26 protein-coding genes and 1 tRNA gene are annotated in these 26,905 nt (G+C 57.3%); 10 read left to right on the forward strand and 17 right to left on the reverse strand.

Annotated elements, in window-relative coordinates; genetic code table 11:
* Positions 1–3: 3 nt before the first annotated feature.
* The 4 genes from imuA to KW848_RS13760 form a co-directional block, all read right to left on the reverse strand.
* Complete coding sequence (gene imuA, locus KW848_RS13745; protein ID WP_033061610.1) at positions 4–621, reverse strand: translesion DNA synthesis-associated protein ImuA; 618 nt, start codon at positions 619–621, stop codon at positions 4–6.
* Positions 621–1,238, reverse strand: coding sequence for a transcriptional repressor LexA (gene lexA / locus KW848_RS13750; RefSeq protein ID WP_111449853.1), 618 nt, complete (start codon positions 1,236–1,238; stop codon positions 621–623). Before lexA ends, imuA begins: the two co-directional genes overlap by 1 nt.
* Positions 1,239–1,312: 74 nt before the next feature.
* Positions 1,313–2,281 (reverse strand): Gfo/Idh/MocA family protein, encoded by a 969-nt coding sequence (locus KW848_RS13755; protein WP_218537165.1) that lies wholly within the window; start codon positions 2,279–2,281, stop codon positions 1,313–1,315.
* 16 nt (positions 2,282–2,297) lie between these two features.
* Positions 2,298–3,185: a Dyp-type peroxidase gene (locus KW848_RS13760; protein WP_218537166.1), complete on the reverse strand. Its 888-nt coding sequence runs from the start codon at positions 3,183–3,185 to the stop codon at positions 2,298–2,300.
* Between the two features lie 212 nt (positions 3,186–3,397).
* On the opposite strand from KW848_RS13760, the gene KW848_RS13765 reads away from it, so the two are divergent.
* Together KW848_RS13765 and KW848_RS13770 are read left to right on the forward strand one after the other, a co-directional pair.
* A complete protein-coding gene (locus KW848_RS13765) occupies positions 3,398–5,023 on the forward strand; it encodes an NADP-dependent glyceraldehyde-3-phosphate dehydrogenase (RefSeq protein ID WP_192407916.1) in 1,626 nt (541 codons plus the stop codon).
* A gap of 68 nt (positions 5,024–5,091) precedes the next feature.
* Entirely contained in the window at positions 5,092–6,111 is a 1,020-nt protein-coding gene (locus tag KW848_RS13770; protein WP_111449857.1) for an FUSC family protein, read from the forward strand.
* 14 nt (positions 6,112–6,125) lie between these two features.
* On the opposite strand, the gene KW848_RS13775 is transcribed toward KW848_RS13770, so the two are convergent.
* A complete protein-coding gene (locus tag KW848_RS13775) occupies positions 6,126–7,022 on the reverse strand; it encodes a DMT family transporter (protein ID WP_218537167.1) in 897 nt (298 codons plus the stop codon).
* A 135-nt stretch (positions 7,023–7,157) separates the two neighbouring features.
* On the opposite strand from KW848_RS13775, the gene KW848_RS13780 reads away from it, so the two are divergent.
* Positions 7,158–7,595 (forward strand): Lrp/AsnC family transcriptional regulator, encoded by a 438-nt coding sequence (locus KW848_RS13780; protein ID WP_008155029.1) that lies wholly within the window; start codon positions 7,158–7,160, stop codon positions 7,593–7,595.
* Between the two features lie 65 nt (positions 7,596–7,660).
* Here KW848_RS13780 and KW848_RS13785 read toward each other — a convergent pair whose 3' ends face one another.
* Positions 7,661–8,332, reverse strand: a complete 672-nt coding sequence (locus KW848_RS13785; protein ID WP_046048530.1) for a Bax inhibitor-1/YccA family protein — start codon at positions 8,330–8,332, stop codon at positions 7,661–7,663.
* A gap of 123 nt (positions 8,333–8,455) precedes the next feature.
* On the opposite strand from KW848_RS13785, the gene KW848_RS13790 reads away from it, so the two are divergent.
* A tRNA-Ser gene (locus KW848_RS13790) sits at positions 8,456–8,543 on the forward strand.
* Positions 8,544–8,717: 174 nt separating this feature from the next.
* Here the strand turns inward: KW848_RS13790 and KW848_RS13795 are convergent.
* The 5 genes from KW848_RS13795 to KW848_RS13815 form a co-directional block, all read right to left on the reverse strand.
* Positions 8,718–9,218, reverse strand: a complete 501-nt coding sequence (locus tag KW848_RS13795; RefSeq protein WP_223527097.1) for an NAD(P)-dependent oxidoreductase — start codon at positions 9,216–9,218, stop codon at positions 8,718–8,720.
* Between the two features lie 22 nt (positions 9,219–9,240).
* Positions 9,241–10,221 carry an isopenicillin N synthase family oxygenase gene (locus tag KW848_RS13800; protein ID WP_192407910.1) on the reverse strand — a complete coding sequence of 327 codons (981 nt, stop codon included), beginning with the start codon at positions 10,219–10,221 and terminating at the stop codon, positions 9,241–9,243.
* Between the two features lie 288 nt (positions 10,222–10,509).
* Entirely contained in the window at positions 10,510–11,409 is a 900-nt protein-coding gene (locus KW848_RS13805) for a glycine betaine ABC transporter substrate-binding protein (protein ID WP_192407908.1), read from the reverse strand.
* Between the two features lie 142 nt (positions 11,410–11,551).
* The gene (locus tag KW848_RS13810) at positions 11,552–12,487 is read right to left on the reverse strand and encodes an electron transfer flavoprotein subunit alpha/FixB family protein (RefSeq protein ID WP_218537168.1); all 936 of its coding nucleotides are present in this window, start codon (positions 12,485–12,487) and stop codon (positions 11,552–11,554) included.
* Entirely contained in the window at positions 12,487–13,236 is a 750-nt protein-coding gene (locus tag KW848_RS13815) for an electron transfer flavoprotein subunit beta/FixA family protein (protein WP_192407904.1), read from the reverse strand. The genes KW848_RS13810 and KW848_RS13815 overlap by 1 nt, the downstream gene beginning before the upstream one ends.
* A 205-nt stretch (positions 13,237–13,441) precedes the next feature.
* Between KW848_RS13815 and KW848_RS13820 the strand changes: the two genes are divergently transcribed.
* The 3 genes from KW848_RS13820 (at position 13,442) to KW848_RS13830 (ending at position 17,105) form a co-directional block, all read left to right on the forward strand.
* Positions 13,442–15,478: an NADH:flavin oxidoreductase gene (locus KW848_RS13820; RefSeq protein ID WP_218537169.1), complete on the forward strand. Its 2,037-nt coding sequence runs from the start codon at positions 13,442–13,444 to the stop codon at positions 15,476–15,478.
* Between the two features lie 55 nt (positions 15,479–15,533).
* A complete protein-coding gene (locus KW848_RS13825; RefSeq protein ID WP_218537250.1) occupies positions 15,534–16,658 on the forward strand; it encodes an S-(hydroxymethyl)glutathione dehydrogenase/class III alcohol dehydrogenase in 1,125 nt (374 codons plus the stop codon).
* Positions 16,659–16,721: 63 nt separating this feature from the next.
* Positions 16,722–17,105 carry a VOC family protein gene (locus KW848_RS13830; protein ID WP_218537170.1) on the forward strand — a complete coding sequence of 128 codons (384 nt, stop codon included), beginning with the start codon at positions 16,722–16,724 and terminating at the stop codon, positions 17,103–17,105.
* 70 nt (positions 17,106–17,175) lie between these two features.
* Here the strand turns inward: KW848_RS13830 and KW848_RS13835 are convergent, their stop codons facing one another.
* On the reverse strand, positions 17,176–17,952 hold the full coding sequence (locus tag KW848_RS13835) for a pyrroline-5-carboxylate reductase (protein ID WP_218537171.1): 777 nt from the start codon (positions 17,950–17,952) through the stop codon (positions 17,176–17,178).
* Positions 17,942–18,649 carry a TetR/AcrR family transcriptional regulator gene (locus KW848_RS13840; RefSeq protein WP_033061698.1) on the reverse strand — a complete coding sequence of 236 codons (708 nt, stop codon included), beginning with the start codon at positions 18,647–18,649 and terminating at the stop codon, positions 17,942–17,944. The genes KW848_RS13835 and KW848_RS13840 overlap by 11 nt, the downstream gene beginning before the upstream one ends.
* A 239-nt stretch (positions 18,650–18,888) precedes the next feature.
* On the opposite strand from KW848_RS13840, the gene KW848_RS13845 reads away from it, so the two are divergent.
* The 3 genes from KW848_RS13845 to fdhA all read left to right on the forward strand — a co-directional run bounded on the left by KW848_RS13845 (position 18,889) and on the right by fdhA (position 21,911).
* Positions 18,889–19,656 carry an SDR family NAD(P)-dependent oxidoreductase gene (locus tag KW848_RS13845; protein ID WP_218537172.1) on the forward strand — a complete coding sequence of 256 codons (768 nt, stop codon included), beginning with the start codon at positions 18,889–18,891 and terminating at the stop codon, positions 19,654–19,656.
* A 12-nt stretch (positions 19,657–19,668) separates the two neighbouring features.
* A complete protein-coding gene (locus KW848_RS13850) occupies positions 19,669–20,424 on the forward strand; it encodes an SDR family NAD(P)-dependent oxidoreductase (protein ID WP_192407896.1) in 756 nt (251 codons plus the stop codon).
* A 287-nt stretch (positions 20,425–20,711) separates the two neighbouring features.
* On the forward strand, positions 20,712–21,911 hold the full coding sequence (gene fdhA / locus KW848_RS13855) for a formaldehyde dehydrogenase, glutathione-independent (protein WP_218537173.1): 1,200 nt from the start codon (positions 20,712–20,714) through the stop codon (positions 21,909–21,911).
* Between the two features lie 103 nt (positions 21,912–22,014).
* On the opposite strand, the gene KW848_RS13860 is transcribed toward fdhA, so the two are convergent.
* The 4 genes from KW848_RS13860 to KW848_RS13875 all read right to left on the reverse strand — a co-directional run bounded on the left by KW848_RS13860 (position 22,015) and on the right by KW848_RS13875 (position 26,805).
* Complete coding sequence (locus KW848_RS13860; RefSeq protein WP_218537174.1) at positions 22,015–22,932, reverse strand: DMT family transporter; 918 nt, start codon at positions 22,930–22,932, stop codon at positions 22,015–22,017.
* 108 nt (positions 22,933–23,040) lie between these two features.
* The gene (locus KW848_RS13865) at positions 23,041–24,387 is read right to left on the reverse strand and encodes an FAD-binding oxidoreductase (protein ID WP_218537175.1); all 1,347 of its coding nucleotides are present in this window, start codon (positions 24,385–24,387) and stop codon (positions 23,041–23,043) included.
* Complete coding sequence (locus KW848_RS13870; protein WP_218537176.1) at positions 24,384–25,901, reverse strand: aldehyde dehydrogenase; 1,518 nt, start codon at positions 25,899–25,901, stop codon at positions 24,384–24,386. Before KW848_RS13870 ends, KW848_RS13865 begins: the two co-directional genes overlap by 4 nt.
* Positions 25,894–26,805 carry a dihydrodipicolinate synthase family protein gene (locus tag KW848_RS13875; protein ID WP_218537177.1) on the reverse strand — a complete coding sequence of 304 codons (912 nt, stop codon included), beginning with the start codon at positions 26,803–26,805 and terminating at the stop codon, positions 25,894–25,896. The genes KW848_RS13870 and KW848_RS13875 overlap by 8 nt, the downstream gene beginning before the upstream one ends.
* Positions 26,806–26,905: the final 100 nt, after the last annotated feature.

Consider the following 26,905-nt stretch of genomic DNA (forward strand, 5'->3'; position numbering starts at 1 on the left):
ACCTCAATGTCCCACGGGGAAGGCAATCGGCGCCGAACGCGCCAACCCGCCCCGGCACTTGAGCACGCGCAATTGCGCAGGCCTGGCATCGATGGCGATGCGCAGTGCCGCGGGCGAAGGGTTGATCGCCTCATTGATCGAGCGGTAGGCAAACGCCAGGGTCGAGCCGGTTTCCGCCGCCACCTGCAAACGCCGCAACGCCCGGTCATCGGCCTTGTGCGGCCAGCACAGCACTGCGCCGCAACTGCCCGAACGCAGGCATTGTTCCGCTGCCCACAAGGCATCGCGCTCGCTGGCCTGGATGATCGACAATTGACGCAGATCGACTCCGGCGTTCTGCCAGGCCTGGGGATAGGGCACGTAAGGCGGCGCCACCAGCACGATGCGCTCGCCCGCGGCGGACAACCGCGCCAGCGCTGGCCACACCAGTTGCAACTCGCCAACACCCTGCCCGGCCAAAAGGATTTCGGTCAGCGCCGCTTCCGGCCAGCCACCGGTGGGCAACGCCGCATCCAGCGCGGCATGCCCGGTGGGTTGCGGGCTGACAGCCGGTGGCGCAGGCCGGCCCTTCCAGACCTGGCCGCCATTGAACAGCGTATCCAGCGCAACGACGGCGCCCATCACCCTTGCCTCACCAGACCGCAGAACACCCCTTCGATGGCCAGGTCCTGACTGGCTTCGACGATGATCGGCTGGTAGGCCGGATTGCGTGGCAGCAATCGGACACTCTCCCCGACCCGCTCGAAACGTTTGATGGTGACTTCCCCGTCGAGTCGCGCAACGACGATCTGGCCGTTGACCGCCTCGGGATTGCGGTGCACGCCCACCAGGTCGCCGTCGAGAATGCCGTCCTCGATCATCGAGTCACCCTGGACCCGCAGCATGTAATCCGGCACCCGCGAGAAGATCGACGGGTCGAGCAGCAAGCGGCTGTGAACCTCGGCATCGGCACCGATCGGCGCCCCCGCCGCCACCCGACCGAGTACCGGAATGTCCAGCAATTCGGGCCGCGCCGGTTGCCCGAGCAAACGAATGCCCCGGGCCTGATGCGCATTGACCTCGATAAAACCGGCCTCGGTCAGCGCCAGCACATGCTTGCGCGCCACGCTGCGGGAGGCGAAACCGAACGCCTCGCTGATTTCAGCGAGGCTCGGGGACTGGCCCTGCTCGGCGATTCGATCGCGGATAAAGGTCAGGATGGCGGTACGGCGGGGAGTTAAAGTCGTCATGGAGTACATTTGTACTCTTTTGGCTTTTTTCTGGCAAGGACTAGCTGACGAGTGAAACGAGGCTGCGATCTTTTGATCTTTTATCAACCGCGCTTGAGGATCTGGTCCATCACCCAATCGGTTTTCAGCGCCTGTTCGGCAACCGCTGGATGCTGCGCTTCTCCACGGATATGGGCGTTCATACCCAGTACGTGATGCCATTGAATGTGGTCGTGATTATCAATGTGCAGGCTGAGGCTTTCATCGGCTTCAAGCTGAACCGGATGCTCATCGAATACGGAAAAGCTGATCCGGCCTTTGCTACCGATCAGTTCGACCCGGTCCTCGCGACGATCCGCCACAAAGTTCCAGCAGCCCATGCCCAAGGCGCCCGAAGCAAACCGCCAACTGGCGCTGACGGCATCCTCGGCGGCATATAAACCGGCCTGGTGCGCGGTAAACCCGGCGACTTCGACGATGTCACCCAGCAGGTACTGGAACAGGTCGAAGCCATGACTGGCCAGGTCGGCGAAATAACCACCGCCAGCAATAGCCGGGTCGGTGCGCCAGTTATCTGTACCGCCAAGATCGGTCGGAGATGGCGCTTTGGTCAGGGTCCAGGTCAGGTGCCGGACCTCGCCGATCCGCCCTTCCTCCAGCCATTGCCGCACTTGCTGGAAGCGCGGCAGCGAACGTCGGTAGTAGGAAACAAACAGGTGCAGCCCGGCGTCGGCAAAGACCTTTTGCATCTCACGGCTTTGCCCGGCATTCAGCGACATGGGTTTTTCGACGCAGCAATGTTTGCCGGCGGCGGCCACCCTCAAGGCGTAAGCGTGATGACTGTCAGGTGGCGTGGCGATGTACACCGCGTCGACCTCGGGATCATTGATCAACGCTTCCACGTCGGTGTAGACCCGAGCGATGCCGTGGCGCGCCGCGTAATCCGTCACCGCTTCCAGACGCCGGCCCATCACCGCCACCAGCGCCGAGCCGGGCGCCTTGTAGAAGGCCGGCCCGCTCTTGCGTTCAGCGACGCTGCCACACCCGATCATGCCCCAGCGCACCACGTTCATACTCACTCCCTGATGTTTAGCCGACGCGCAGTGCGCGCAGGTCCAGATGACCGTCCTTGAGCGGCGGGCACCAGTAATAGCCGCCGGTGATCGGCCGGCTGATGCGGTACAAACCGTCGGTGATGCCGTCTTCCAGACCGCTCATGCGGCGCAGTTGGGCTTCGAAAGCGTCGAGGGAGAAACCGAAGGCCAGGAACATCAGGCCGGCGCGATCGCCTTCGATCCAGGGCATGGAGCGGCGCACCACAAAAGCCTCGGGGGCGAAGCTCTCCTGGGCGGTGCGTTTGACGTGAGCGGAGATCGGCGCGTCGTCGAGTTCTTCGTTGTCGCTCAAACGACGGCCCATGATGTTGTCCTTCTCATGGGACGGCATCGCGTGAAAGCCTTTCAGATCATGCTGCCACTGCTGGATCGCGGCGAAACTGCCGCCGACCATTCCGTCAGCGCCGTCACTCACCAGCGCAGCAGCAACGGCGGCTTCGTCGTGAGGGTTTTCGGTGCCGTCTTCGTAACCGGTCAGATCGTGGCCGGAGAGGTGGCGGAAGGTTTCGTTCATCTGCACCAGGCGCAGGGCCGGGGCCAGCGCGGCTTCAATGGCGTTGCTGCGGTTGAGCAATTCGCCACGGTCGACACCGTGCAGCCAGCACCAGAGCGCGTGCTGGGTCGACGGGTTATCGACGCCGACACCGGTCAACGCTGGAAAGGTGCGCAGGCCATCGATTTGCCCCTTGAGCGCCTTGACCAGGGACTCACCGAAACCGACCACGGCCGACTTCCCGTCCACCAGTCCCTTGAGATTCTCCAGCGCGGCCGGCAAGGCAGCGGCGGATTCGAGTGCGAAGAACATATGACGAGCTTGAGGCGGAACTGGGGTGGCGAGAATGCCCGGCTGGTAGTAACTCATATGAACTCCTTCAGAAAGAGCGCGAAGTTTAACCGCAGGATCGGCACTTGTGTGTTTTCAGGGCAAAAGGTCGCAGCCCCGTAACCCTATAGCCGCTACGACGATCCGCAACGTCAAGCCAAAAGAATCCTAAGATGAGCCATGACAAGCGAGTCCGAGGTCTGCTAAAACGATTCATCAATTGCATCACCCAATCCAGACGGGGTAGCGACATGACCACAGCACACATCCTTGGCAACCTGTTTCCCGACGCCAGCGACATCCCGGAAAAATATCGCCTCGATGGCCAGACCGAGCAGCGTGAATACCTGGTCGACGGCGAGCTGAAAACCTGGTCCGGGCCCCTCGCCCAAGTCCGCAGCCCGGTGTACCTGACGGGTGAAAATGGCGATGAACAAGTGATCCTCGGCAGCACGCCACTGCTCGATGCCGACACCGCATTGACCGCCCTCGACGCCGCCGTCCGCGCCTATGACCGGGGCCAGGGTCTGTGGCCGACAATGCGTGTGGCCGAACGCATCCAGCACGTCGAAACCTTTCTCGGACGCATGCGCGAACAGCGCGAGGCCGTGGTCAAGTTGCTGATGTGGGAAATCGGCAAGAACCTCAAGGACTCGGAGAAAGAGTTCGACCGCACCTGCGATTACATCGTCGACACGATCAATGCGCTCAAGGAACTCGACCGTCGCTCCAGCCGCTTCGAACTGGAACAGGACACCCTTGGCCAGATCCGCCGCGTCCCGCTGGGTGTGGCGTTGTGCATGGGGCCTTACAACTACCCGCTGAACGAAACCTTCACCACGCTGATTCCGGCGCTGATCATGGGCAACACCGTGGTGTTCAAACCGGCCAAGCTCGGCGTACTGCTGATTCGTCCGTTGCTGGAAGCATTCCGCGACAGCTTCCCGGCCGGGGTGATCAACGTGATCTACGGCAGCGGCCGCGAGACCGTCAGCGCGCTGATGGCCAGCGGCAAGATCGACATCTTCGCGTTTATCGGCACCAACAAAGCCGCCAGCGACCTGAAAAAACTCCATCCAAAACCGCACCGCTTGCGTGCGGCGTTGGGCCTGGACGCGAAAAACCCCGGCATCGTGCTGCCCGAGGTGGATCTGGATAACGCAGTCAGCGAAGCGCTCACCGGCTCTCTGTCATTCAATGGTCAGCGCTGCACCGCGTTGAAAATCCTCTTCGTCCATGAAGACGTGGTCGACTCTTTCATCGAGAAATTCAACGCCAAACTTGCCAGCCTCAAACCCGGCATGCCGTGGGACAGCGGCGTGGCACTGACGCCGTTGCCGGAAGCGAGCAAGGTCGATTACCTGCATTCGCTGGTGGCGGATGCCGTCGGCAAAGGCGCCACCGTGGTCAACCCCAACGGCGGTGAAGCCCGCGCTTCGTTCTTCTACCCCGCCGTGCTGTACCCGGTGACGCCACAGATGCGCGTCTATCAGGAAGAACAGTTCGGCCCGGTCGTGCCAATCGTGCCTTACCGGCATCTGGACACAGTGATCGATTACGTTCTGGAATCGGACTTCGGCCAGCAGCTGAGTATTTTCGGCACCAACCCGGTGGCGGTCGGCCGGCTGGTCGACACCTTCGCCAACCAGGTCGGCCGGATCAACCTCAACGCCCAGTGCCAGCGCGGCCCGGACACCTTCCCGTTCAACGGCCGCAAGAACTCCGCCGAAGGCACGCTGTCGGTGCATGATGCGTTGCGGGTGTTTTCGATTCGCACCCTGGTGGCGACCAAGTTCCAGGAAACCAACAAAGAACTCATCAGCGAAATCATCAGCGGACGCAGTTCGAGTTTCCTGACCACCGATTACATCTTCTGAGGAGACCGAGCCTGAGCACATTCAGAGACAGCCGACTGCCACTGCTACTGCGCCGACTGCTGCGTCCGTTGCTGGACCCGTATCGGCGCTATCGCCACGCCAGGGTGATCCACGCGGTGCGCGTGTCGCTGGGGTTGCTGGCAACGATCCTGCTGACCACCGGCATCCATCTGCCCCACGGTGAGTGGGCGTCGGTGACGATGCTGGTGGTGATCGGCGGCTTGCAGCATCACGGCAACATCGGCAAAAAAGCCGCCGAACGCGCCATCGGCACCTTGATCGGTGCCGGCGTCGGCTTGCTGCTGGTGGCGCAACAGGCGTGGCTCGGGATGCCGTGGCTGACCTATTTCGCGATGGCCGTGGTTTGTGGGTTCTTCTCGTACCACGCCATCGGCAAGGGCGGTTACACCGCGTTGCTCTCGGCGATAACCGTGTTTATCGTCGCGGGGCATGGCGACAATCCGATCACCGACGGGTTGTGGCGTGGGGTGGACATCCTGATCGGCATCGCCCTGGCCCTGGCATTTTCTTTCGCCTTGCCGCTCTACGCGGTTTATTCCTGGCGCTACAACCTGGCCGATGCCTTGCGCGACTGCGCGACGATCTACGGACGCATCATCAATGGCCAATCGGTCACCGATGACGAACACCATAAACTCGTGGGGCGCCTGAACACGGTGATGGTGCAACTGCGCTCGTTGATGCCGTCGGTGTCCAAGGAAGTACGGATCTCCATGACCGAACTCGATGCCATTCAGCGCCACTTGCGGATGTGTGTCAGCACCCTGGAAATTCTCGGCAACACCCGACCTGACGCCAGTGACCCCGATGCCATGGCCCATCTGCAATCGTCCTTGAAAGCCGAGCATCGACTGATTCGGGTGCAACTGATCGGTATGGCCCGGGCGCTGAAATCCGGTGCGTCCCAGCGGCTCAACCGGCCCGTCGAATTGCCGTCGGATTCAAGCCTGACCGCGCCGGTTTACAATCCGCTGGACGGCTACCGGTTATTGGTCCGGCAATTAGCCGCCAACATCGGCGAGATGCGCCAGCGCCTGGCCAAGACGGCACCGCGCTGGAACATCTGACGTTTCTTTACGGCTTACTGCGTCGTCACCGTCCGACGAAACTTCAGGGTCCAGCCCTGTTGCATGCCGGCAGCGGCCAACAGAATCGCGGCAACACCGATCCATTGCAGCGGCTCCAGGCGATGGCCGAAGGCAAACCAGTCAACGAAAATCGCCGCAATCGGGTAGATGAAAGACAGCGCACCGGTCAGCGCCGTCGGCAGTTTTTGAATGGCGCCGTAGAGCAGCACGTACATCACGCCGGTGTGGACAATGCCCAGGGTTACCAGACTGGCCCATGCGCTCGGCGCTTGCGGCAGTGCCGAAAAGTGCGCGAATGGCGCGAGTAACAACACGCCGGTGGTGACCTGAACCAAGGCGATCAGATGCGGCGGTGTGCCGGTCAGGCGCTTGATGATCAACGCAGCAATCGCGTAAAGAAATGCCGCCCCCAGCGCCAGCGCGATACCCATCAGGTAATCATTACCGCTCTCGCCCTGCCCGCCATGTGCGCTGACAATCGCCAGCATCCCGAGAAACGAAATGCCCAGCCAGAATAGTTTCTGCAGGGTAATTTTCTCGTTGAGGAACAACGCGGCCAACCCCACCAGCATGAACGGCTGAACGTTGTATACCGCGGTACCGATGGCAATCGAGGCGCGGGAGTAAGAAGCAAACAACAGCACCCAGTTGCCGACAATCGCCACGCCGCTGAGCACGGCCAGCAGGAACGTGGTGCGGGTCAGAATGCCGGGGCGCAGGAAGCCGAATGCCGCGCAGATCAGCAACAACGTGCCGGCGCCGAACACACAACGCCAGAACACTACGTCCAGCACCGGTTGCCCGGACACCAGCACGAACCAGCCGATGGTCCCGGAAATCAGCATGGCGGCGGTCATTTCAAATGACCCGTGACGTATTGATTTGTCCATCATCAGACTCCTGTGTTTGAGCCCAAAGTATGCCAATCCGCTGGGGGGCTTCTCCAGCGCAAAAAGCAGGCTAAACTCGGAATCTGCCTTTTTTATCAAGGCGGTTTGAGTTAATTGCCTAATAGGGGTTTCGCCATGACCGACGATATCGACCAAGTGCTGATCACGGCATTGATGGAAGACTCACGCCGCTCGCTCAAGGCGCTGGCGCAAATCAGCGGCCTGTCTTCGCCCAGCGTCGCCGAGCGTTTGCGTCGTCTCGAAGAGCGTGGCGTGCTCAAGGGGTACACCGTCGAGATCGACCCCAAATGCTTTGGCTATCAACTCCAGGCCATCGTCCGTATTCGTCCGCTGCCGGGCCAGTTGCAGGAAGTGGAACGGCAGATCCAGGCCATTCCCGAATTTACCGAGTGCGACAAAGTCACCGGCGACGACTGTTTCATCGCACGCCTGCATGTGCGTTCGATGGAACAACTGGACACCCTGCTCGACCGCCTCAACACCCACGCCGAAACCAACACTGCAATCGTCAAGAAAACCCCGGTCAAACGCCGTTTGCCACCGATGGCGTGACCCTTCACTCAAATCCCAGGCAAGAAAAAACCCGCCGAAGCGGGTTTTTTCCTCAAGGCTGACGATTAGTCATCGCGGCTCATGATGCCGAAGATCTGCAACAAGCTGATGAACAGGTTGTAGATCGATACATACAGGCTGATGGTCGCCATGATGTAGTTGCGCTCGCCGCCGTGAATGATGGCGCTGGTCTGGAACAGAATGCAGACCGAGGAGAACAGCACGAAACCTGCGCTGATCGCCAGTTGCAGACCGCTGATCTGGAAGAACAGGCTCGCCAGCGTCGCACCCAGCAGCACGAAGAAGCCTGCGGTGATGAAACCACCCAGGAAGCTCATGTCCTTGCGGGTAATCAGCACGTAGGCCGACAGACCGCCGAATACCAGCGCAGTCATCGCGAAGGCCGAACTGACCACCTCGGCGCCGCCCTGCATACCCAGGTAACGGTTGAGGATCGGGCCGAGCAGGAAACCCATGAAACCGGTCAGGGCAAATGCCGACACCAGGCCCCAGGCCGAATCACGGAGTTTGTTGGTAAGGAAGAAAAGGCCGTAGAAACCGATCAGCACCACGAAAACGTTCGGGTAGCCGACACGCATCTGCTGAGCGACAAACGCCATCACGCCGCTGAATGCGAGGGTGAGAGCGAGTAAGCCGTAAGTGTTGCGCAGGACGCGGCTAACCTCTAGCTGCTCAGCCTGCACGCTGTTATTAACTGCGTAATCCTGTTCGCGCATGGCGACACTCCTGTTGGTTTGAAACGTTCAGTCGCAAAGATCATAACAGACGCTCTGTAACAAGCTATGCAGAGAGTTTGACAGTGTGTTTCATTCAGGTATTATGGCGCCCGCAACGCAAACGGAGGTGTGGCCGAGTGGTTTAAGGCAACGGTCTTGAAAACCGTCGACTGTAACAGGTCCATGAGTTCGAATCCCATCGCCTCCGCCATCTATATACGACAAAGCCCTGATTATTCAGGGCTTTGTCGTTTCTGGCTTTTGGAAAAATCGTCGAGCCCACACCTCAGCCCACACCCTGGATGAAGTATTGCTTTTCGACCAGCGGCTAATTTTTCGAATGGTCTCTTGCCTTTATCTGCAGCCGTGAAGAACGGGGTTTGAATCAGCGTCCGCAGGAAGCGCCGGAACGAAAACAGAGGTTGTGATCTCTTTTCGACACAGGCTGAAGGCGATCAAGCGCGGCGCGTCCGAGATTACCAACCCCCATGACACCAACACGCCGCTGTGAAGCGTGCACGATTGGTCGAGGTTGCCAGCGACCCCTGCGCTGATCCTCTTGGTAAGCGAGGATGTCTCGATGCAAGGCAAGAACACCAAACAGAACATACTCAGCCATGATGTCCGCCATCGAGCTATCTACCAGCCGTATGAGCGACACGTGAGCAGGCAAACGGGCCAAATCGAACTGATCAACTCCAGCCCCCGCAGCGTAGAGGAGCCGAAGATTACCAAACTGCTCCGCAAGGCTGGCAAGAGGCTCCCAAGCCAGGATGTAGTGCACCTCTGCCGGGTTACCGATATCAGGCCATTGGCGGAACTCTAGTTGAGGAGCGAGCGTTGACAGGCCATCTCGCCATTTCTGCGCATCGGCGGGATTGGCCATGTATAGGATGCACATTGCCCCCCTATTCGCCTTTCAAATGCGCATAGCTATCAACGAATCGCTTAAATTTGTGTTGGCCACACGTGTACGCTTCATACTTCGCGGGTAGAGCCTCACTCACGCAGGTTGGCACAGGTTCAACCACCGCATCGAAATCCAAATCAATAAAGAAAGGTATTGAATAGCGTTCTAGACCGCTGGCATTTATGACGCGATGCATTGTCGAGGTGTAGCGATCATTGGTGAGGGTTTGAACCAGATCACCAATATTGACGATAAAAGTGCCTTCAACTGGAGGGGCAGTAACCCACTCCCCTGCACGGTTCCTGACTTGCAAACCGCCAACTGCATCTTGGGATAGGACCGTCAAGAAACCATAGTCCGTGTGCGCCCCAATACCAATCTCCTCTTGGGAAATTCTTCCGATCTGGGGCGGGTAACGCAAAATCCGCTGAATCGTGATGGGCTTACGCTGAAGGTGTTCAAAGTAATTTTGTGGTAGACCCAAGCTCAGCGCGATCCCACCAATAAGCATTCGCGCGAGTGCCAATACAGAGGAATGGTAATCTTCGGCGACCTTCTCAAATTGCGGCAGTGCCGACGGCATTTGATTAGGACCAAAAAATGGAGAGACCTCATCGTAATGAGCTCCGCAATCAAAACATTCTTTGAAATCGCGGGTATTAGCAGGATCGACGTTTTCCGCGTACATCGGTATATAACCACGTAGCGTGGGCCCGGAATTTACGACATTGAGCTTGTTCTTCTCATCAAAAGGAAGCTTGAAAAAGCTTTTGGTAAGCGCATACATCTCATCTATTAACTGCTGGTCAATACCATGATTTTTTATATAAAAAAAACCCACCTTTTCGCATGCGTCACCTATTTGGCTTGCCACCTCCAGTGGATTTTCGCCGTTTATGAGCGACGATATATCTATGACTGGAATTTCAGTGAAAGCTGTTTGCTTGCTAGCCAGACGAATATCAAATAACTCTGTCATGCATGTTCTCCTTTCAAGAATGTCAATTAGGCAGAAGATTTAGAAAGCACGGCGACGCCCTCTTCAATCTCACTGAGTCACATGATTCAACAGCGTGCCCGTATGCTACTGCTCGTTTATTTTTCTCAAACTAATGTTCAAGAACCACTCATCATATAACGCCGCAAGGCAATACAATGGCCTGTGTCCGGCATTTATAAAAATCCGATCCAAAGATAAACACTCAATACCCTTCACTCACTGCAAAGGGCATCGAACTGCAAAATAGTGACAAGACAGTGTCTGTCGTCACTGGCCCGCTGTTGTTGCAGCAGTCGTGCCGTCAAACATTGCTGCAAAGCGGGGCTTGTTGGCTGAGTAGTATTCTGCAACTACCTTATCTGCCGAGCTATCACGCGCAGTAGCCATCATTTTCTCAAGGTCAGCTTTAGGGATTTTGAAGTTGGCGAAGAATCGAGCAACATCGGGGTGTTCTGCGCTAAAACCTTTGCGTGCGACCGCGTGGATTTGCTCAGAGCCTCCGAAAATCTGCTTCGGATCATCCAAATATCGCAGTGACCACTTGGAGAACATCCAGTGCGGGCTCCATGCGTTAATCAAAGACCACTTGTCACGTTTCAGATTACGATCCAACTCGCTCAACATTCCAGACTCTGAAGAAGCGACCATCTTATAACCATCAAGACGATATTCTTTAATGGCCTTTTCGGTAAGTTTGTACTGACCATTACCCACTTCGGAAGTCAAAATCTTGCCGCCGAGTTTTTCCCTTACCTCTGGCTTGTTAAGGTCTTCGACACTGGCGATTTCACTGACAGGAATAGAAGTGGGTACCGCCATGCCAATCCGCCCCTCATAAAGCACCCCCAAGTCTTCGAGCTTGTCGCGGTATTTGTCATAAAAGGACTTGTGAGTGCTTGGCAGCCAAACCATAGGAATCAGGTCGATATTACCGTTAGCCAGCGCCTGGAACTGAATACCAATATCGGCCAGAACCAATTTAACCGGTTGCTTCAGGTGATCTCGCAACGCTGTGTCTGCCAGCTTTACAGCGATCTCCGTATCCGACCAATTCACCCAACCAATACGGATAGGCGCGGGCTCCTCGGCTTGAGCTATCAGGCTGCTGGAGATCATAACCAAACCTGCAAGCCAGCCGGTACAAGTTTTACTGGATAACGTAATCATGTGCATCTCCGCGTGCTGTATTAATAGTTATTGGCAGGACAGCAGAAGCATCAACTTCCCTCATAAAAATGCGAAGCTAATATTAAACTTTCAAATATAAAATTTCGCACATTGTTCTGCCATGGAATCATTATCAACTCACTCACAATGCCTGTTCGAGCGCCGGTAATGCCTCAAACAAATCCGCAACCAACATGTAATCTGCAACTTGGGCGATCGGCGCCTCAGCGTCCTGGTTGATCGCGACGATTACCTTTGATCCACTCATACCGGCCAGGTGTTGAATGGCGCCACTGATACCTGCGGCGATGTAGAGATCCGGTGCCACTATTTTCCCCGTCTGCCCGACTTGCAAGTCGTTGGGGGCAAAACCTGCGTCCACTGCAGCGCGTGATGCACCTACGGCGCCACCGAGCTTGTCTGCAACACGTTCGATCAATGCAAAATTCGCTTTGCTCTGCATCCCGCGACCACCGGAAACGACGACACGAGCACTCGACAGGTCAGGCCTTTCGCTCACCGTCAGCTGTTCGCTTACAAAGCTGACAGTGCTTGCACTGCGCCCCCCATTAACGGCCATGACTTCGCAGCGATCCTGATGGGACGAGGCTTGGGCAAAAGCCGAGGCACGGAGGGTCAACAACTTGACTGAATCGATGGACTGAACGGTGGCGATCGCATTACCCGCATAAATGGGTCGCTCGAAAGTGTCTGCCGACACAATTTTGATGACGTCCGAAAGCATTCCGACATCCAGGCTGGCCGCTACCCGTGGCAACACATTGCGACCCATGCTGCTCGCATCGGCCATTACATGGGTATAAGTGTCGCCCACTAGCGAAGTGATCAGTGGCTGGACATTTTCGGCCAGCGTCTTCTCGAACATCTCATCCTGCGCGAGCAGCACTCGATGCAGGCCCTTGGTAAGCGCGGCCTGTTCCGCAACGTCTGATGCCTCCGCCCCCCCCATCACAAGCAAATCCGTTTCGAAGCCCAGATCGATAGCAGCAGTAATTGCACTCAACGTGCCTGCCGTGAGTTGACTACCTGTGTGCTCGGCTATAACCAATGTGCGCATCAAACTAACCCCGCCACGTTTCTCAGTTTTTCCACCAGTTCAGATACCGAACTGACGTTGATACCTGCTTTTCGCACTGGAGGTGGCGTCACCTTGAGCAGCCGGGTGTGCTCCCTCACGCTCGCGCCCAAGCCATCAGCGGCAATCACCTCGAGCGGTTTTTTCTTGGCCTTCATGATGTTCGGTAACGAGGCGTAGCGCGGTTCATTAAGGCGCAGATCACAGGTAACAACTGCGGGTGCCGTAAGGGCCACAACCTGGCTGCCACCATCGACTTCACGCTCAACAACCCATCGGCCATCGGCATAGCTGATGGCTGAGGCAAAGGTGGCCTGACCACTACCTATTAATTGCGCAACCATCTGCCCGGTCTGGTTGTTCTCCTGGTCGATAGCCTGTTTACCAAAAAGGATCAATTGCGGCTTTTCGGTATCGATCACTTGGCTTAGGTATTTGGCCACGTTGAGCGGCTCGAGCATCGCGTTCGTTTCAACCAGGAGTGCTCGATCTGCGCCAAGCGCTAATGCCGTGCGTAATTGTTCTTGCGCAGCAGAAGTGCCAACTGAAACGACCACCACCTCGCAAACCACGCCTTTTTCCTTAAGGCGAATAGCTTCTTCCACTGCGATCTCGCAGAAAGGATTCAAGGCCATTTTTACGCCATTCAGGTCGACGCCTGAACCATCACCTTTAACACGAACTTTCACGTTCGGGTCGATGGCGCGTTTTACCGCTACGAGCACTTTCATAATTTCCTCGGGCACTCATCAATCGATGCAATGGATGACAGGCGTGGATGAGCCAGTTCAGTCCTTGTTTTGACGGATGTTAATCCTGGATTTTTTGTTGCGCAAGCAAAATGTACACTTGTGTCACCAACCATTGACACAGGTGTACATTTATCCTAATTTCAAGTCACCAAGCCTGATGAAGCCCACTTTGGAGCGCACCACGATGTCCAGCGATCCCTTGCTGCAACCCTATAAAATCAAGAATCTGACCCTCAGAAACCGGATCATGACCACCTCCCATGAACCGGCCTACCCTGTGGATGGCATGCCCAAGGATCTCTATCGCGCCTACCACGTGGAGCGCGCAAAGGCCGGTGTCGCCCTGACCATGACTGCCGGTTCCGCAGCCGTCTCCCGAGACAGCCCGCCGGTATTCAACAATGTGCTCGCCTACAAGGATGAAGTGGTCGGATGGTTGAAGGACCTGACCGATGAATGCCACGAACACGGTGCGGCAGTGATGATCCAGTTGACTCACCTGGGCCGCCGCACCCGCTGGGACAAGGCCGACTGGTTGCCGGTGGTGTCGCCGTCACACCGTCGCGAGGCTTCACACCGCTCCTTCCCGAAGAAAATGGAAGAATGGGACATCGAGCGGATCATCAAGGACTATGTAGACGCGGCGGAGCGCATGAAGGCGGCAGGTCTCGATGGTCTGGAGCTTCAGGCTTACGGGCATTTGATGGACCAGTTCTGGTCGCCGTTGACCAATGACCTCGACGGCCCTTATGGCGGCTCGCTGGAAAACCGCATGCGCTTTACCTTCGACATCCTGCGTGGCATCCGCCAACGGGTCGGCGAAGACTTTCTGCTCGGGGTTCGCTACACCGGTGATGAAGAACTGCCCGGTGGCTTCAATGCCAGCGAGGGCATGCAGATATCCCACATGCTCAAGGACAGCGGACTGGTCGATTTCCTGAACGTGGTACGCGGCCACATCGATACGGACGCCGGCCTGACCGATGTCATCCCGATTCAGGGTATGCGCAACTCACCCCACCTCGACTTCGCTGGCGAGATCCGTTCGGCAACAGGCTTCCCGACCTTCCACGCGGCGAAGATTCCCGATGTTGCCACGGCGCGCTACGCGATCGCTTCGGGCAAAGTGGACATGGTGGGCATGACCCGCGCGCACATGACCGATCCGCACATCGTGCGCAAAATCATCGAGAAGCGCGAAGAAGATATTCGCCCGTGCGTCGGCGCCAACTATTGTCTGGATCGCATCTATCAGGGTGGCGCGGCCTACTGCATCCACAACGCAGCGACGGGGCGGGAAACCACTATGCCTCATGACATTCCCAAAGCCGCGGTCAAGCGCAAGGTGCTGGTGGTCGGTACGGGCCCTGCCGGGCTGGAAGCGGCGCGGGTCGCCGGTGAGCGCGGCCATGATGTAACGGTACTTGAGGCGGCTGACCAACCTGGCGGGCAGATTCGTCTGACGGCATTGAGCGAGCGTCGTCGCGAGATGATCAGCATCATTGATTGGCGCATGGCGCAATGCGAACGACTGGGGGTGAAGTTTCATTTCAACACCTGGGCCGAAGCCGACGCCGTGCAAGCCTTCGAGCCTGACGTGGTCATCGTCGCGACCGGCGGTCTACCGGATACCGAGGTGCTCCGCAAAGGCAACGAACTCGTGGTTTCAACCTGGGACATCATTTCCGGTGACATCAAGCCCGGTCGCAACGTACTGATCTTCGACGATGCCGGGGATCATGCTGCTCTACAGGCAGCCGAAGTCATCGCCAATAGCGGCGCGAAAGTAGAAATCGTGACCCCTGACCGCTCGTTTGCACCTGAAGTCATGGCCATGAACCTGGTGCCCTACATGCGCAGCCTGCAGGACCTGGACGTCACCTTCACCGTCACCTATCGGGTCGACACAGTGGAAAAACGTGATGACGGGCTCGTTGCAACCTTTGGCAGCGATTACGGGCAGGTCCACAAGCAGCGCGTGGTCGATCAGGTGGTCGTCAACCACGGCACTCTTCCTCTGGACGACTTGTACTTCGACCTGCGTCCTCTCTCCACCAATGGCGGCGCGGTAGAGCAGCATGACCTGATAGCCGGCACGGCACAGAACATCGTCACCAATCCCGAAGGACGTTTCCAGCTGTTCCGGATCGGCGACGCCGTGTCTGCTCGCAACACCCACGCGGCCATCTACGACGCGTTGCGCCTGGTGAAAGAAATCTGAATCCGAACCTCCATTCCTGTTGGAACGGAGGCTCGCCATGAACAAGAGGGAAACCATGTCAGCAGTGACCATTAAATCGAAGGCGGCAGTCGCTTTTGGCCCAGGACAGCCGTTGCAGCTGGTGGACATCGATGTCGCACCACCCAAGGCTGGCGAAGTAAGGGTACGAATCGTGGCAACCGGTGTCTGCCACACGGATGCGTTTACCCTGTCGGGCGACGATCCCGAGGGGATCTTTCCTGCCGTGTTGGGTCATGAGGGCGGTGGGATCGTCGAGTCGATCGGCGAAGGCGTTACGTCATTGTCGGTCGGCGACCATGTGATTCCGCTGTACACGGCCGAGTGCCGACAATGCAAATTCTGTCTGTCGGGCAAGACCAACTTGTGCCAGGCAGTCAGAGTGACGCAGGGCAAGGGCCTGATGCCTGACGGAACATCGCGTTTCTCCTTTCAGGGCCAGCCAGTGTTCCACTACATGGGCTGCTCGACCTTCTCCGAGTACACGGTATTGCCGGAGATCTCCCTGGCCAAAATCCCCAAGGATGCGCCTCTAGAGCAGGTGTGCCTGCTGGGCTGTGGCGTGACCACAGGCATAGGTGCCGTACTCAACACTGCCAAGGTCGAGGCCGGGGCATGCGTTGCGATATTCGGGCTCGGCGGGATCGGGCTGGCAGCCATCATCGGCGCGAAAATGGCCAACGCCGGGCGAGTCATCGCCATTGATATCAACCCGGCCAAGCGGGACGTCGCCCTATCGCTTGGCGCCACCGATTTCATAAACCCCATGGACTATGACAAGCCCATCCAGGACGTGATTGTCGAGCTCACCGACGGTGGCGTGGACTATTCGTTTGAATGTGTCGGCAACGTCAAATTGATGCGAGCTGCTCTGGAGTGCTGCCACAAGGGCTGGGGTGAATCGATCATTATCGGTGTTGCCGGTGCGGGCCAGGAAATCAGTACCCGCCCTTTTCAACTGGTAACCGGGCGCGTCTGGCGTGGCAGCGCGTTTGGTGGAGTCAAGGGCCGCACGGAGCTTCCCAGCTACGTCGAGAAAGCGAGCACCGGCGAAATTCCGCTGGAAACCTTCATCACTCATAACCTTGGCCTTTCAGACATCAACAAGGCTTTCGAATTGATGCATGCAGGTCAAAGCATTCGCACCGTCATTCATTTCTGACCAAGGCACTGCCGTGATACCGGCCAGCGCTCACACCCGCATCACAACCCAAAGGAAATCAAAATGTCTGTTTTTACCCATGTCTCTGTCGGTACCAATGACCTTGCCAAAGCACGGACCTTCTATGATGGTGTTCTCAAAGAAATTGGTCTTAACCGTGTTGCCGACCTTGATGAATCCGGCTCCATTTGGGGCGTGGATAAACCGTCGTTCTTCGTGCTAAAACCCGCCAATGGCAATCCTGCCAACGTTGGCAATGGCGTGACTGTGAGCTTCGAAGCGCCGAATCGCGCTGCAGTACATGCATTCCACGAAACCGCACTCGCTGCTGGTGGCACCTGTGAAGGCCAACCGGGTTCGCGTAGCTGGGCTGAAAATGCCTATGCCGCTTACGCTCGGGACCTTGATGGCAACAAACTGGCTGTCTATTGCTTCAAGGCCGAATAATCGCAATCGGTTGACGCTTTCTACAGTGAAGGCCCTTCAGCGGGCCTTCACTGTCTATCCCCTGCCCTGGCTACATTCCCCGACGCGCAACTTCAGCGCCGGCCTTTACCGCCGCCCCCACAATGGACTCGATGTTCTGATCGGCCATCGACTGCAGTGCTGCCGCCGTCACGCCACGGTAAGCCATCAACGACTCAATCATTTGCCGCGGATCGCGGCTGGCTAGCATCTGGCCGCCCCCCACCACCACGCCTTGTGCAGCGCGCTGCGCGATGGCTAGGGGAATTCCTGCAGCCACCGCCTGATTAGTCAGCGCCATTTGCAACATCGCCGGGAAGGCCGGCCCAGTCCCGGACAATGCACTGAGATAATCAATACAGTCTTCCTCAGGCACTTCGTCCGCCGAACCTACGCACTCGAACAGTCGCTGCACCCACTGGCGGTCGCGCTCAACAAGGTTTCCGGCACAGTACCAGGGCGTGAACGACTGCCTGATTTCCACGGCCGCATTCGGCATGGCCCGCACGATTACATCCGCACCGGTTGCCGCGCTGATGGCTGCCGCCGGAACTCCGGCCATCAGAGAAATCACTACCTTGCCGCGGGCGTTGATCCGCAGTTCGCGAAACTGCTCCGGCCGGATGGACAGCACGACAATATCGCTGAGATCCACTAACTGCTGGTTGTCGGCCAGCAGCCTCACGCCTGGCTCGAAAGTACTGACGCCGGAGCGGTTCGAGATCAACAAATGGTCAGGCTTGATGAAGCCGCTTTCAAGGAGCGCCTGCGCGATTGCGCGGCCGAGCCAGCCGGTGCCCCCAATGATGCCCAGGGTTCTATTCTCCATCGGCAGGAGACTCCTCGAATGTATCGACCAAGGGAACGAAAACACCGGGCTCTTTTTCTGCGTAGCCGAACTTTCCATAAAAGCGGTCCAGCTCGCGCCTCTTCGGTACTTTGCCGGTAAACACGCTCACGTACTGAGGAATCCGTCGAAATCGCACGACAATATCTTCATCGGTTTTCATCGAGATGTAGCCGATCTGTGTGAGGTAGATCGTCCTGGCCCGAACGTCAGCCCCCTCGACGTCGTAACCAAACCGTCGGAACATCGCGGCCAGGGCATTCATCCGCGCTTCATCGGCTAAAGCGATTTCAGCTTTGACCTCGTCCGATTGCAGCGCCCAACTGCGCACGGCAAATTCAAACTGCGAATCGAACAGCTCAGGGTTCAGCCAGCACTCGAAGACGTTGAGAATCGCTTCGGAAATACTTTCTGCATAACTCTCACATTGGCTGACCATACCGCCGGTGTTCTTGTCCCGCCATCGAGCCAGGAGCGCCGCTAGCAGCTGTTCCCGATCTTCATAGAACCAGTAGAAGCTGGTACGAGACAAATTCAAACGCTTGGCCAGCGGCATCACCCGCACAGCATCCACACCCGACTCTTTAAGAGCATCGTAGGCGGCATCCAGCCAACCATCGACGGAGCCTCGCCAACCTGCGTCCTGCGCTTTGGTTTTCGCCCTTCCTGTCTGTGACATTCGGGTTGACCTTTCTTTGAAAATTCCTCGTCACTGTACACCCCAGAATCTGTGGCGTACACGGCATGTACATCGGCGTACATTTTTTAGACATATGTTCGCCATGCCAAGAGGATGTTGCGCGCGCGATTTTTTGGATAACGCCACGTCATCCTTTGGCCCAGTAAAAAAGTTGTTGGACGCTGCGATCCATTGAAACCAAATAATGGCTGCGCCAAAAACTTCAGGCAGGTTGCCCTATGAAATTCAATAATAAAGTGGTGGTCATTACCGGCGCTGCCGGCGGTGTCGGACAGGCGTTAGCATTATTGTTCGCCCGAGAAGGCGCAAAGCTTGTTTTGTCTGATCTTGATGAAGCCGGTTGCAAATCAATTTCCGCAAAAGTCCGTGATCTGGGAGCCGAAGTGCACTACGTGGCAGGCGATTTACGCCGAAAAGAATATTGCGAAGCGATTGTCCAAACGGCTATCGATGTTTTTTCGGGGATCGACATCGTATTGAACAATGCGGGCATCATTCCCCGCGGCACGATTGAGGAAACCACTGACGACATGTGGTTCGACGCCATGGGCGTAAACCTGAATGCGGTGTTCTTCATTTGCCGTGCCGCGATACCGCACATGAAAAATCGCCCGGGCGCCGCAATCGTCAACACATCATCTGTCTGGGGCATTTATCCCGGCCCCGCCCACGTGGCGTATTGCACAAGCAAAGGGGCCGTCGCGGCGTTAACCAAGAACCTGGGCCGCGATTGCGCCCCTTTGGGCATCCGCGTCAACGCCGTGTGCCCGCACGAAATCAATACCCCAATGATACGCAGCGGCTTTGAGCGTCGTGGCCTGGATCCGGATAAGGCCGTGCAAGAACTGAACAAAAGCGTGCCATTAGGCCGTATCGCCGAGCCTGAAGACATTGCGGATGTCATCGCATTTCTGGCGTCCGACGAGGCCAGGTACATCGCCGGTGAAACGGTGGAAGTCACAGGCGCTAAGCCGGTATCCGGCTAAGGAGAGGTAGCGATGCTCAATGGTAAGAATGTAGTGGTGACCGGGGGCGGCAGAGGGATTGGCCGAGGCATCACCGAACAATTGCTTGAGGCGGGAGCTTCTGTGTTGATCGCTCAGCGTCAGGCACTGGACGCCGACTTGCAAAATCACCCTCAAGTCTATTTCGTCGAAGCTGATCTCGCCTCGATGGAGTCACCCAATTTGATTGCCCAGTTCGCCCAGGAGCAGCTTGGCGGAATCGATGTCCTGGTTAACAACGCCGGGTTCATGTTCGAGAAATCCATTGATGATATGACCGAGCAGGACTGGGATCGCATGATGGCAGTCAATCTGCGGGCGCCAGCATTCTTGTGCAAGGCGTTGGTGCCACAGATGCGTCTGCGAGGCGGCGGCAGCATTATCAATATCGGGTCGATCGAAGGGATAGGCGCCAACCCTGAACATGCCGCGTACTGTGCCTCCAAGGCCGGCATCCATGGGCTGACCCGAGCCTTGGCAATCGATCTCGGCCGGGACGGGATCCGCTGCAATGCCATTGCTCCAGGGTGGATCAATTCCGAGTTGAGTGATGCGTACCTCGCCGCTCAAACTGATCCGCGTGCGGCGCGCCAGGCACTCCTGCGCCTTCATCCGGTCGGGCGTACCGGATTGCCGGCGGATGTTGGCGGGACAGTCGTTTTCCTGGCCTCCGAATCATCGGCCTTTATCACCGGGCAAGTGCTTGTGGTGGATGGGGGGCGCACGGCGAAACTGCCACTGCCGTTTTGATCGAATTCGCCCAACTCGGTCGGAACTGACGATGCCGCGAGAGTTCGCGTATGCACAGTTGAGAGTCCTGAAACTGGTGGTGATTGGGTGCTAAATGCTCTCGCCGGGTACTGATACCAGGCGTAGGATCGATATGATGACGGCTAATCACGCGTCGTTGGAAGGTGACTTCCAACCAATCTGCATTCACGCGCAAACGCAAGACATATACCGCCGCACTGTAAGGCCACGCGACCCTTCCTAGTACAAGGGCCGTGTTCTCACAACAACAAAAGCGAGGTGAAATCATGTCTGGTAATCGTGGTGTCGTGTATCTCGGCGCAGGCAAGGTCGAGGTGCAGACCATCCCCTATCCGAAAATGCAAGACCCGCGCGGCAAGCGCGTTGACCATGGCGTGATCCTGCGCGTGGTCTCGACCAATATCTGCGGCTCCGACCAGCATATGGTGCGTGGCCGGACCACGGCTCAGGTCGGGCTGGTGCTTGGCCATGAAATTACTGGTGAGGTGATCGAGAAGGGCCGCGACGTTGAAAACGTGCAAATCGGTGACTTGGTCTCGGTGCCGTTCAATGTCGCCTGCGGCCGTTGTCGCAGTTGCAAGGAGCAGCACACCGGCGTCTGCCTGACGGTCAACCCGGCGCGCCCCGGCGGTGCCTATGGCTATGTGGACATGGGCGACTGGGTTGGCGGCCAGGCCGAATACGTGCTGGTGCCGTATGCCGACTTCAACCTGCTGAAGCTGCCCGACCGCGACAAGGCAATGGAGAAAATCCGCGACCTGACCTGCCTCTCCGATATCCTGCCGACCGGCTACCACGGCGCGGTGACCGCCGGTGTCGGCCCTGGCAGCACGGTGTATATCGCCGGCGCCGGTCCGGTCGGACTGGCTGCCGCCGCCTCCGCCCGTCTGCTGGGTGCGGCGGTAGTGATCGTCGGCGACGTCAATCCGCTGCGTCTGGCGCATGCCAAGGCTCAGGGCTTTGAGATCGCCGACCTGACCAAGGACACTCCACTGCACGAGCAAATCGCCGACCTGCTCGGTGAGCCGGAAGTCGATTGTGCGGTCGATGCGGTCGGCTTCGAAGCCCGTGGCCACGGCCATGACGGCGCACAGCACGAGGCCCCGGCCGAAGTGCTCAACGCGCTGATGGGCGTGGTGCGGGTCGCCGGCAATATCGGTATCCCCGGTCTGTATGTCACCGAAGACCCGGGTGCGGTCAACAAAGCCGCCAAGCATGGCAGCCTGAACATCCGTTTCGGCCTCGGCTGGGCCAAGTCCCACAGCTTTCACACCGGCCAGACCCCGACGATGAAGTACAACCGCCAGCTGATGCAGGCGATCATGTGGGACCGCATTCACATTGCCGAGGTCGTCGGCGTGCAGGTGATCAGCCTGGACGACGCGCCGCGCGGTTACCACGAGTTCGATGCCGGAGTGCCGAAGAAATTTGTCATGGATCCGCACAAGCTGTTTAGCGCGGCCTAAGGAGTAGGTTGGGGAAAGGGCAGCTTTGAGCTGCCCTTTTTTATCGCCGTGTCTCGCCCTGAAAACCAACCACGCATTGATTACTTCATACACTCAGGTACGTTCACGCCTTTGCCTTAATCGCATACAGCCCCCCAATAATCACCAACGCTGCACCGACAACCACCCAGGTGTCCGGGCGCTCGGCAAACACGATCACACCAATCAACGTGGCGAACACCAGAAGCGCATAGTTGAACGGCTGCAGAGAAGAAGCGGTCGCGTATTTCAGTGCTTGAATGAAGAGAATCTGTGCGACTACTCCGGTCAATGCCAGGATCCCCATCAAGAGGCCCTGGACTGGAGTCGGAGTCACCCATGCAGGCAGCCCCGCAAATGTGACCGTCAGGGCACCCACACTTGCCATGTAGAGCATGTTCGTAGCAAAGGAGTCGTGTTGGCTAATCCGGCGCGTCAGTACGTTGAACACCGCGAACGCCAAAGCAGCCAGCAGGGGGATCAGCGCCGCGAGTTCAAAGACGCCCGCGCCTGGTCGGAGAATGATCAGTGTGCCGGTGAACCCTATCGCCGCAGCAACCCAGCGCCGCAGCCCTATGAACTCCCCAAGCACCGACCCCGCCAATGCCAATGTCATCAGCGGAAATACGGCATAGAGTGCATGCATTTCGGCCAGGCCCAAATATCGTAGCCCCACTGCAAACAGTACGGTTTCACCCACAGCCAGCAACGCTCGAATGATTTGCAGCCAGGGGTGCTTACTGCGAAACGACGCTTTTGCCCTACCGTGGCAGGCGGCATATCCGAGTACAAAAACGACAAACACCCAATAACGCATCATGACCAGTTGGGCAACCGGGAAGTCTTTGACAAGCACCTTGGTTATTCCGTCCTGGCTCGCAAAGATAAGCATTGAAAGCAAGCATAGAAAGATCCCGAATTGGGGCTTCGCGACCCCAGGATTAGCGGCAACAGTGGGCGCAGTATTTCTTGTTCGGTCGCTCTTCAATTGCACTTCGGTCATGCCCTTCCCCTTTGCAGGATGCCTTCCAGATATTTCTCATGGATTATTCCGTTCTTATTAGTGACTTGTTAAACGGCCTTTATTGGAAAAGCCGACAACTTAAATTTGTTAACCTTCTCGCCCGGCCCAAAACTCATGCCAGCGAATAACCGAACTGACGCCCAGTTTCGTTATTATCTTGGGGGGTAGCTTGCTGGGGCCTGGCGCGTGACTGAAGCTATCGAGAAACTCCGAACGCGTACCCGATGCCAATTCCGCAACCATCACACCTGCCAGGGTGCTTTTCACAGTACCCAGTCCATTTTCGCAGCAAGCCGAGTACAGGTTTTCTTCAATCTCGCCAAATGCCGCAGCACTGTTACGACTTAGGCACAGGCGGCCGGCCCAACTGAATTCCAGCGCCGTGGATTTCAGCTCGGGAAAGCGCGCATCCAGGGAGTGACGCTGCTCCTTAGCCACCGCAGCTACCTGCTCTGGAGTGACTTGGATGCTTGGTTCATAGGTGAACTTTGTCCGAATGACAATTCGCGAGAGACCGTCTGAACAGATCTTGCGAACGGTCGCGCCCATTGGATCCGCTGGCAGTAAGGCCCACTTGGCTTTACCCGGCACCTCTTTCCTGAATTCATCATCACTGTACGCCGCCGTCATGGACGCGTAAGTGAAGACGTGCAGTAGGCGTCCTTGATAATGGCCGAAGTTTTCAATGTGCCCGTTAACCCCCAGGATGACCTTGGGTGCGTGCACCGTACCGTTATGAGATCGAGCGCTCCAACCGCTTCCCTGTTTGGTCAACTCAATAATCGGAGAGCGCTCGAACAGCGTGATTTTCCCGTCGAGCCCTGCTGCCAGGTCTCTAATGTATTGCGCGGGTTGAATCATCACCGCGCCGGGAGTGTAGATCCCACCGTGGTAATAGGTGGACCCGGTGATTTCACGCATTTGCGCGGCATCAAACATCTCGAACTTTTCGCCAATGCGCTCAAGGGATTGAGCGTAATTGACGTTCAGCTTCAATCCCCGCTCAGTGGCGGCCGCGTTGATCTTCCCTGAAGGGTCGAAGGTGTCGGCGGACATGCCGTACTCCCGCGCAGCTTCAGCAGCAAATGCAATCGCAAAACGATTTTGCGTGATTTCCAGGGCCGTTGCAGACTCACTCGCCACGGAATATTCCCCGGACGACAGACTGTGCGGCACATCGATCATGAAACCAGAGTTTCTGCCCGCAGGCCCCTTGGCGACTTCATGAGCATCGACCACAACAATGCTGTCACCCGGGTGTAACTGTGAAAGTCTGCGAGCGGCGGACAGGCCGGCAAAACCGGCACCGATAATCAGCCAATCCGCCGTCACGTTTCCATCAAGCATGCGGACAGGCGCAGTGCGTGCGGAAATCGCCTCCCAACCTGAAACCCCGGTGTCTACCGGCAGGCGCTTGATGGTATGGCTGCTCATTTTTCGGTCTCTTCGTCCGACCGATCAGACACATCGATCCAGATGGTTTTGATTTCGGTGTACTGGTCATGGGCGAAAATGGATTTGTCCCGACCACCGAAGCCTGACTCCTTGTAGCCACCGAATGGTGTCGATGCGTCACCCTCGCCAAAGCAGTTGACGGTGACGATGCCGGCACGAATTTCCCGCGACAACTTGATCGCCCGGCGCAAGCTGGCGGTGTAAACCGAGGCCGCCAAGCCGTACACCGTGTCATTGGCCAGGGCAATGGCTTCGGAGATCGTGTTGAACGTGGTGACTGAAAGAATCGGGCCGAAGATCTCTTCCTGGAACAGCCGGTCGTCTCGACCAACACCGTCAATCACCGTCGGTTCTACGAAGGCACCGTCTTTGGTCGCGCCACCGTAAACAACTTGAAGCTTTCCGGCGGTGGCGTGCTCAAGGTACGACTTCACTTTTGCGAAATGCTCTGGGCTGACCAGCGACCCTACGCGGTTCTGCGGATCGAGTGGGTCACCCATCTTCCATTCGCGGATGTAGGCGCCCATGCGCTCCAGCAGTTCGTCTTTAACCGACGCATGGACGATCAGACGTGAAGTCGCGGAGCAGTTTTCGCCCATGTTCCAGAACGCGCCGTTGACGACATGCTGAGCCACGAGATCCAGGTCCTGGGCATCGTCCATCACCACGGCCGGATTTTTTCCGCCGCACTCAAGAACGATGCGTTTCAGGTTCGAATCGGCGGCGTAATGCAGGAAGCGGCGGCCGGTCGCGGTGGAGCCCGTGAAGCTCACCATGTCGACATCGTTGTGCAAACCAATGGGCTCACCGACGTCTTTGCCCGTGCCGGTCACAATGTTGAGTACACCAGCGGGTATACCGGCTTCAAACGCCAGCTGAGCGACACGCAACGTGGTCAGCGAGGTTTGTTCAGCAGGTTTGACGATGACCGAGCAGCCCGCAGCGAGCGCCGGGCCGATTTTCCAGGCCAGCATCAGCAGTGGAAAGTTCCAGGGCAATACGCAGCCCACCACGCCGATCGGCTCCCGGACCACCATAGTCAGCGCGTCGCTGCCAACCGGTGCTGTGTTGTCATAAATCTTGTCAATCAGTTCTGCGTGCCAGCGGATCGTGTGGATGGTGTCCGGGATGTCGACCAACTGACATTCACTGACCGGTTTGCCGCTATCGAGGCTTTCGAGGACGGCCAGTTCGTATTGATGGCTTTCAAGCAGGTTTGCAAACTTCAACAGAACCGCTTTGCGCTCCCGAGGAGAAATAGATCTCCAGCGTCCATCCTCAAAGGCCTCCTTGGCATTGCTCACCGCGAAGTCCACATCTTCGGACGAACACGCAGCGACGTCAGTCAGAAACTCCCCCGTCGCCGGATTATTCGTGGCGAAGGTTTTGCCAGAGATCGCGGGTTTAAACGCGCCATTGATGAACGCCTTGGATGGCAACGAAATGTCTTTGGCCAGAGCGGCATAGTCGGCCTTGCTCAGAAGATCACCCATGGCTGGCTCCCGAAGAAATGTTGGCTACGTTACGTTTGAGTTCAGTAATGACCGACGCGAAACTCTGCTTTTCGTCCGCTTCAAGTGGCTGCAATGGCAGGCGCACGTTACCGACGTTCAATCCGGCAATTTCGCAGCCGTACTTGATCGACTGCACGAACTTGCCGCCGTCCAAAGCATTCATCAGCGGCATCATCGCTGACATTATTTGACGGCCTTTGTCGAAGTTCTTTTCGATCACGCAGGCTTCATAAAGCGCAACGTGTTCCTTGGGCAGGAAGTTGGAACCTGCGCACACCCAACTGCGAGCGCCCCAGGCAAAAAACTCGAGGGCCTGGTCGTCCCATCCGCAGGACAAGGCGATGTTGGGGAACTGCAGGGCCAGCCTATGCACCTGGCCCATGTCGCCGGAACTTTCCTTGATGGCGACAACGTTTTTCGATTGGCTGACACGGGTGAAATACTCTTCATCCATCGAAACGCACATGCGCCCCGGATAGTTGTAAAGCATGATCGGCAAGTCCGCTGCGCGATCGATAGTGAGCGCGTGAATCGCGTTTTCCTGTGAGGTTGGCAACGCGTAAGGCGGGGACGTAACAAGAATGGCGTCCGCTTTGATCGATTTGGCATCCTTGGCGTACTGAACCGCATCTTCGGTACGAATCGCCCCGGTACTGACGATTAGTTGCACCCGAGTGCCGATCACATCTTTGGCGTAGGCCGCCAACTCGGTGCGTTCTTCAAAGGTCTGCGCATAATACTCGCCGGTCGACCCGCCGATAATAATGCCGTGCACCTTCGCCTCAATCAGCGACTCCAAAACTTGCGAGTACACATTCCAGTCAATCTCCCCGTCCGAGTTATAAGGAGTTACTGCTGGCGTATAAATACCTTCAAATTTCAAGATAAATGCTCCGAATGCGAGTCAGGTGGAAGATAAACGAGCGCGTCAGCGTTGATGCCTTGAGGCGCAATAAAAAACTCCATGTTTCACGGGACACAGG

This window comes from Pseudomonas sp. PDM25 (genome assembly GCF_019219045.1).
Classification (GTDB): domain Bacteria; phylum Pseudomonadota; class Gammaproteobacteria; order Pseudomonadales; family Pseudomonadaceae; genus Aquipseudomonas.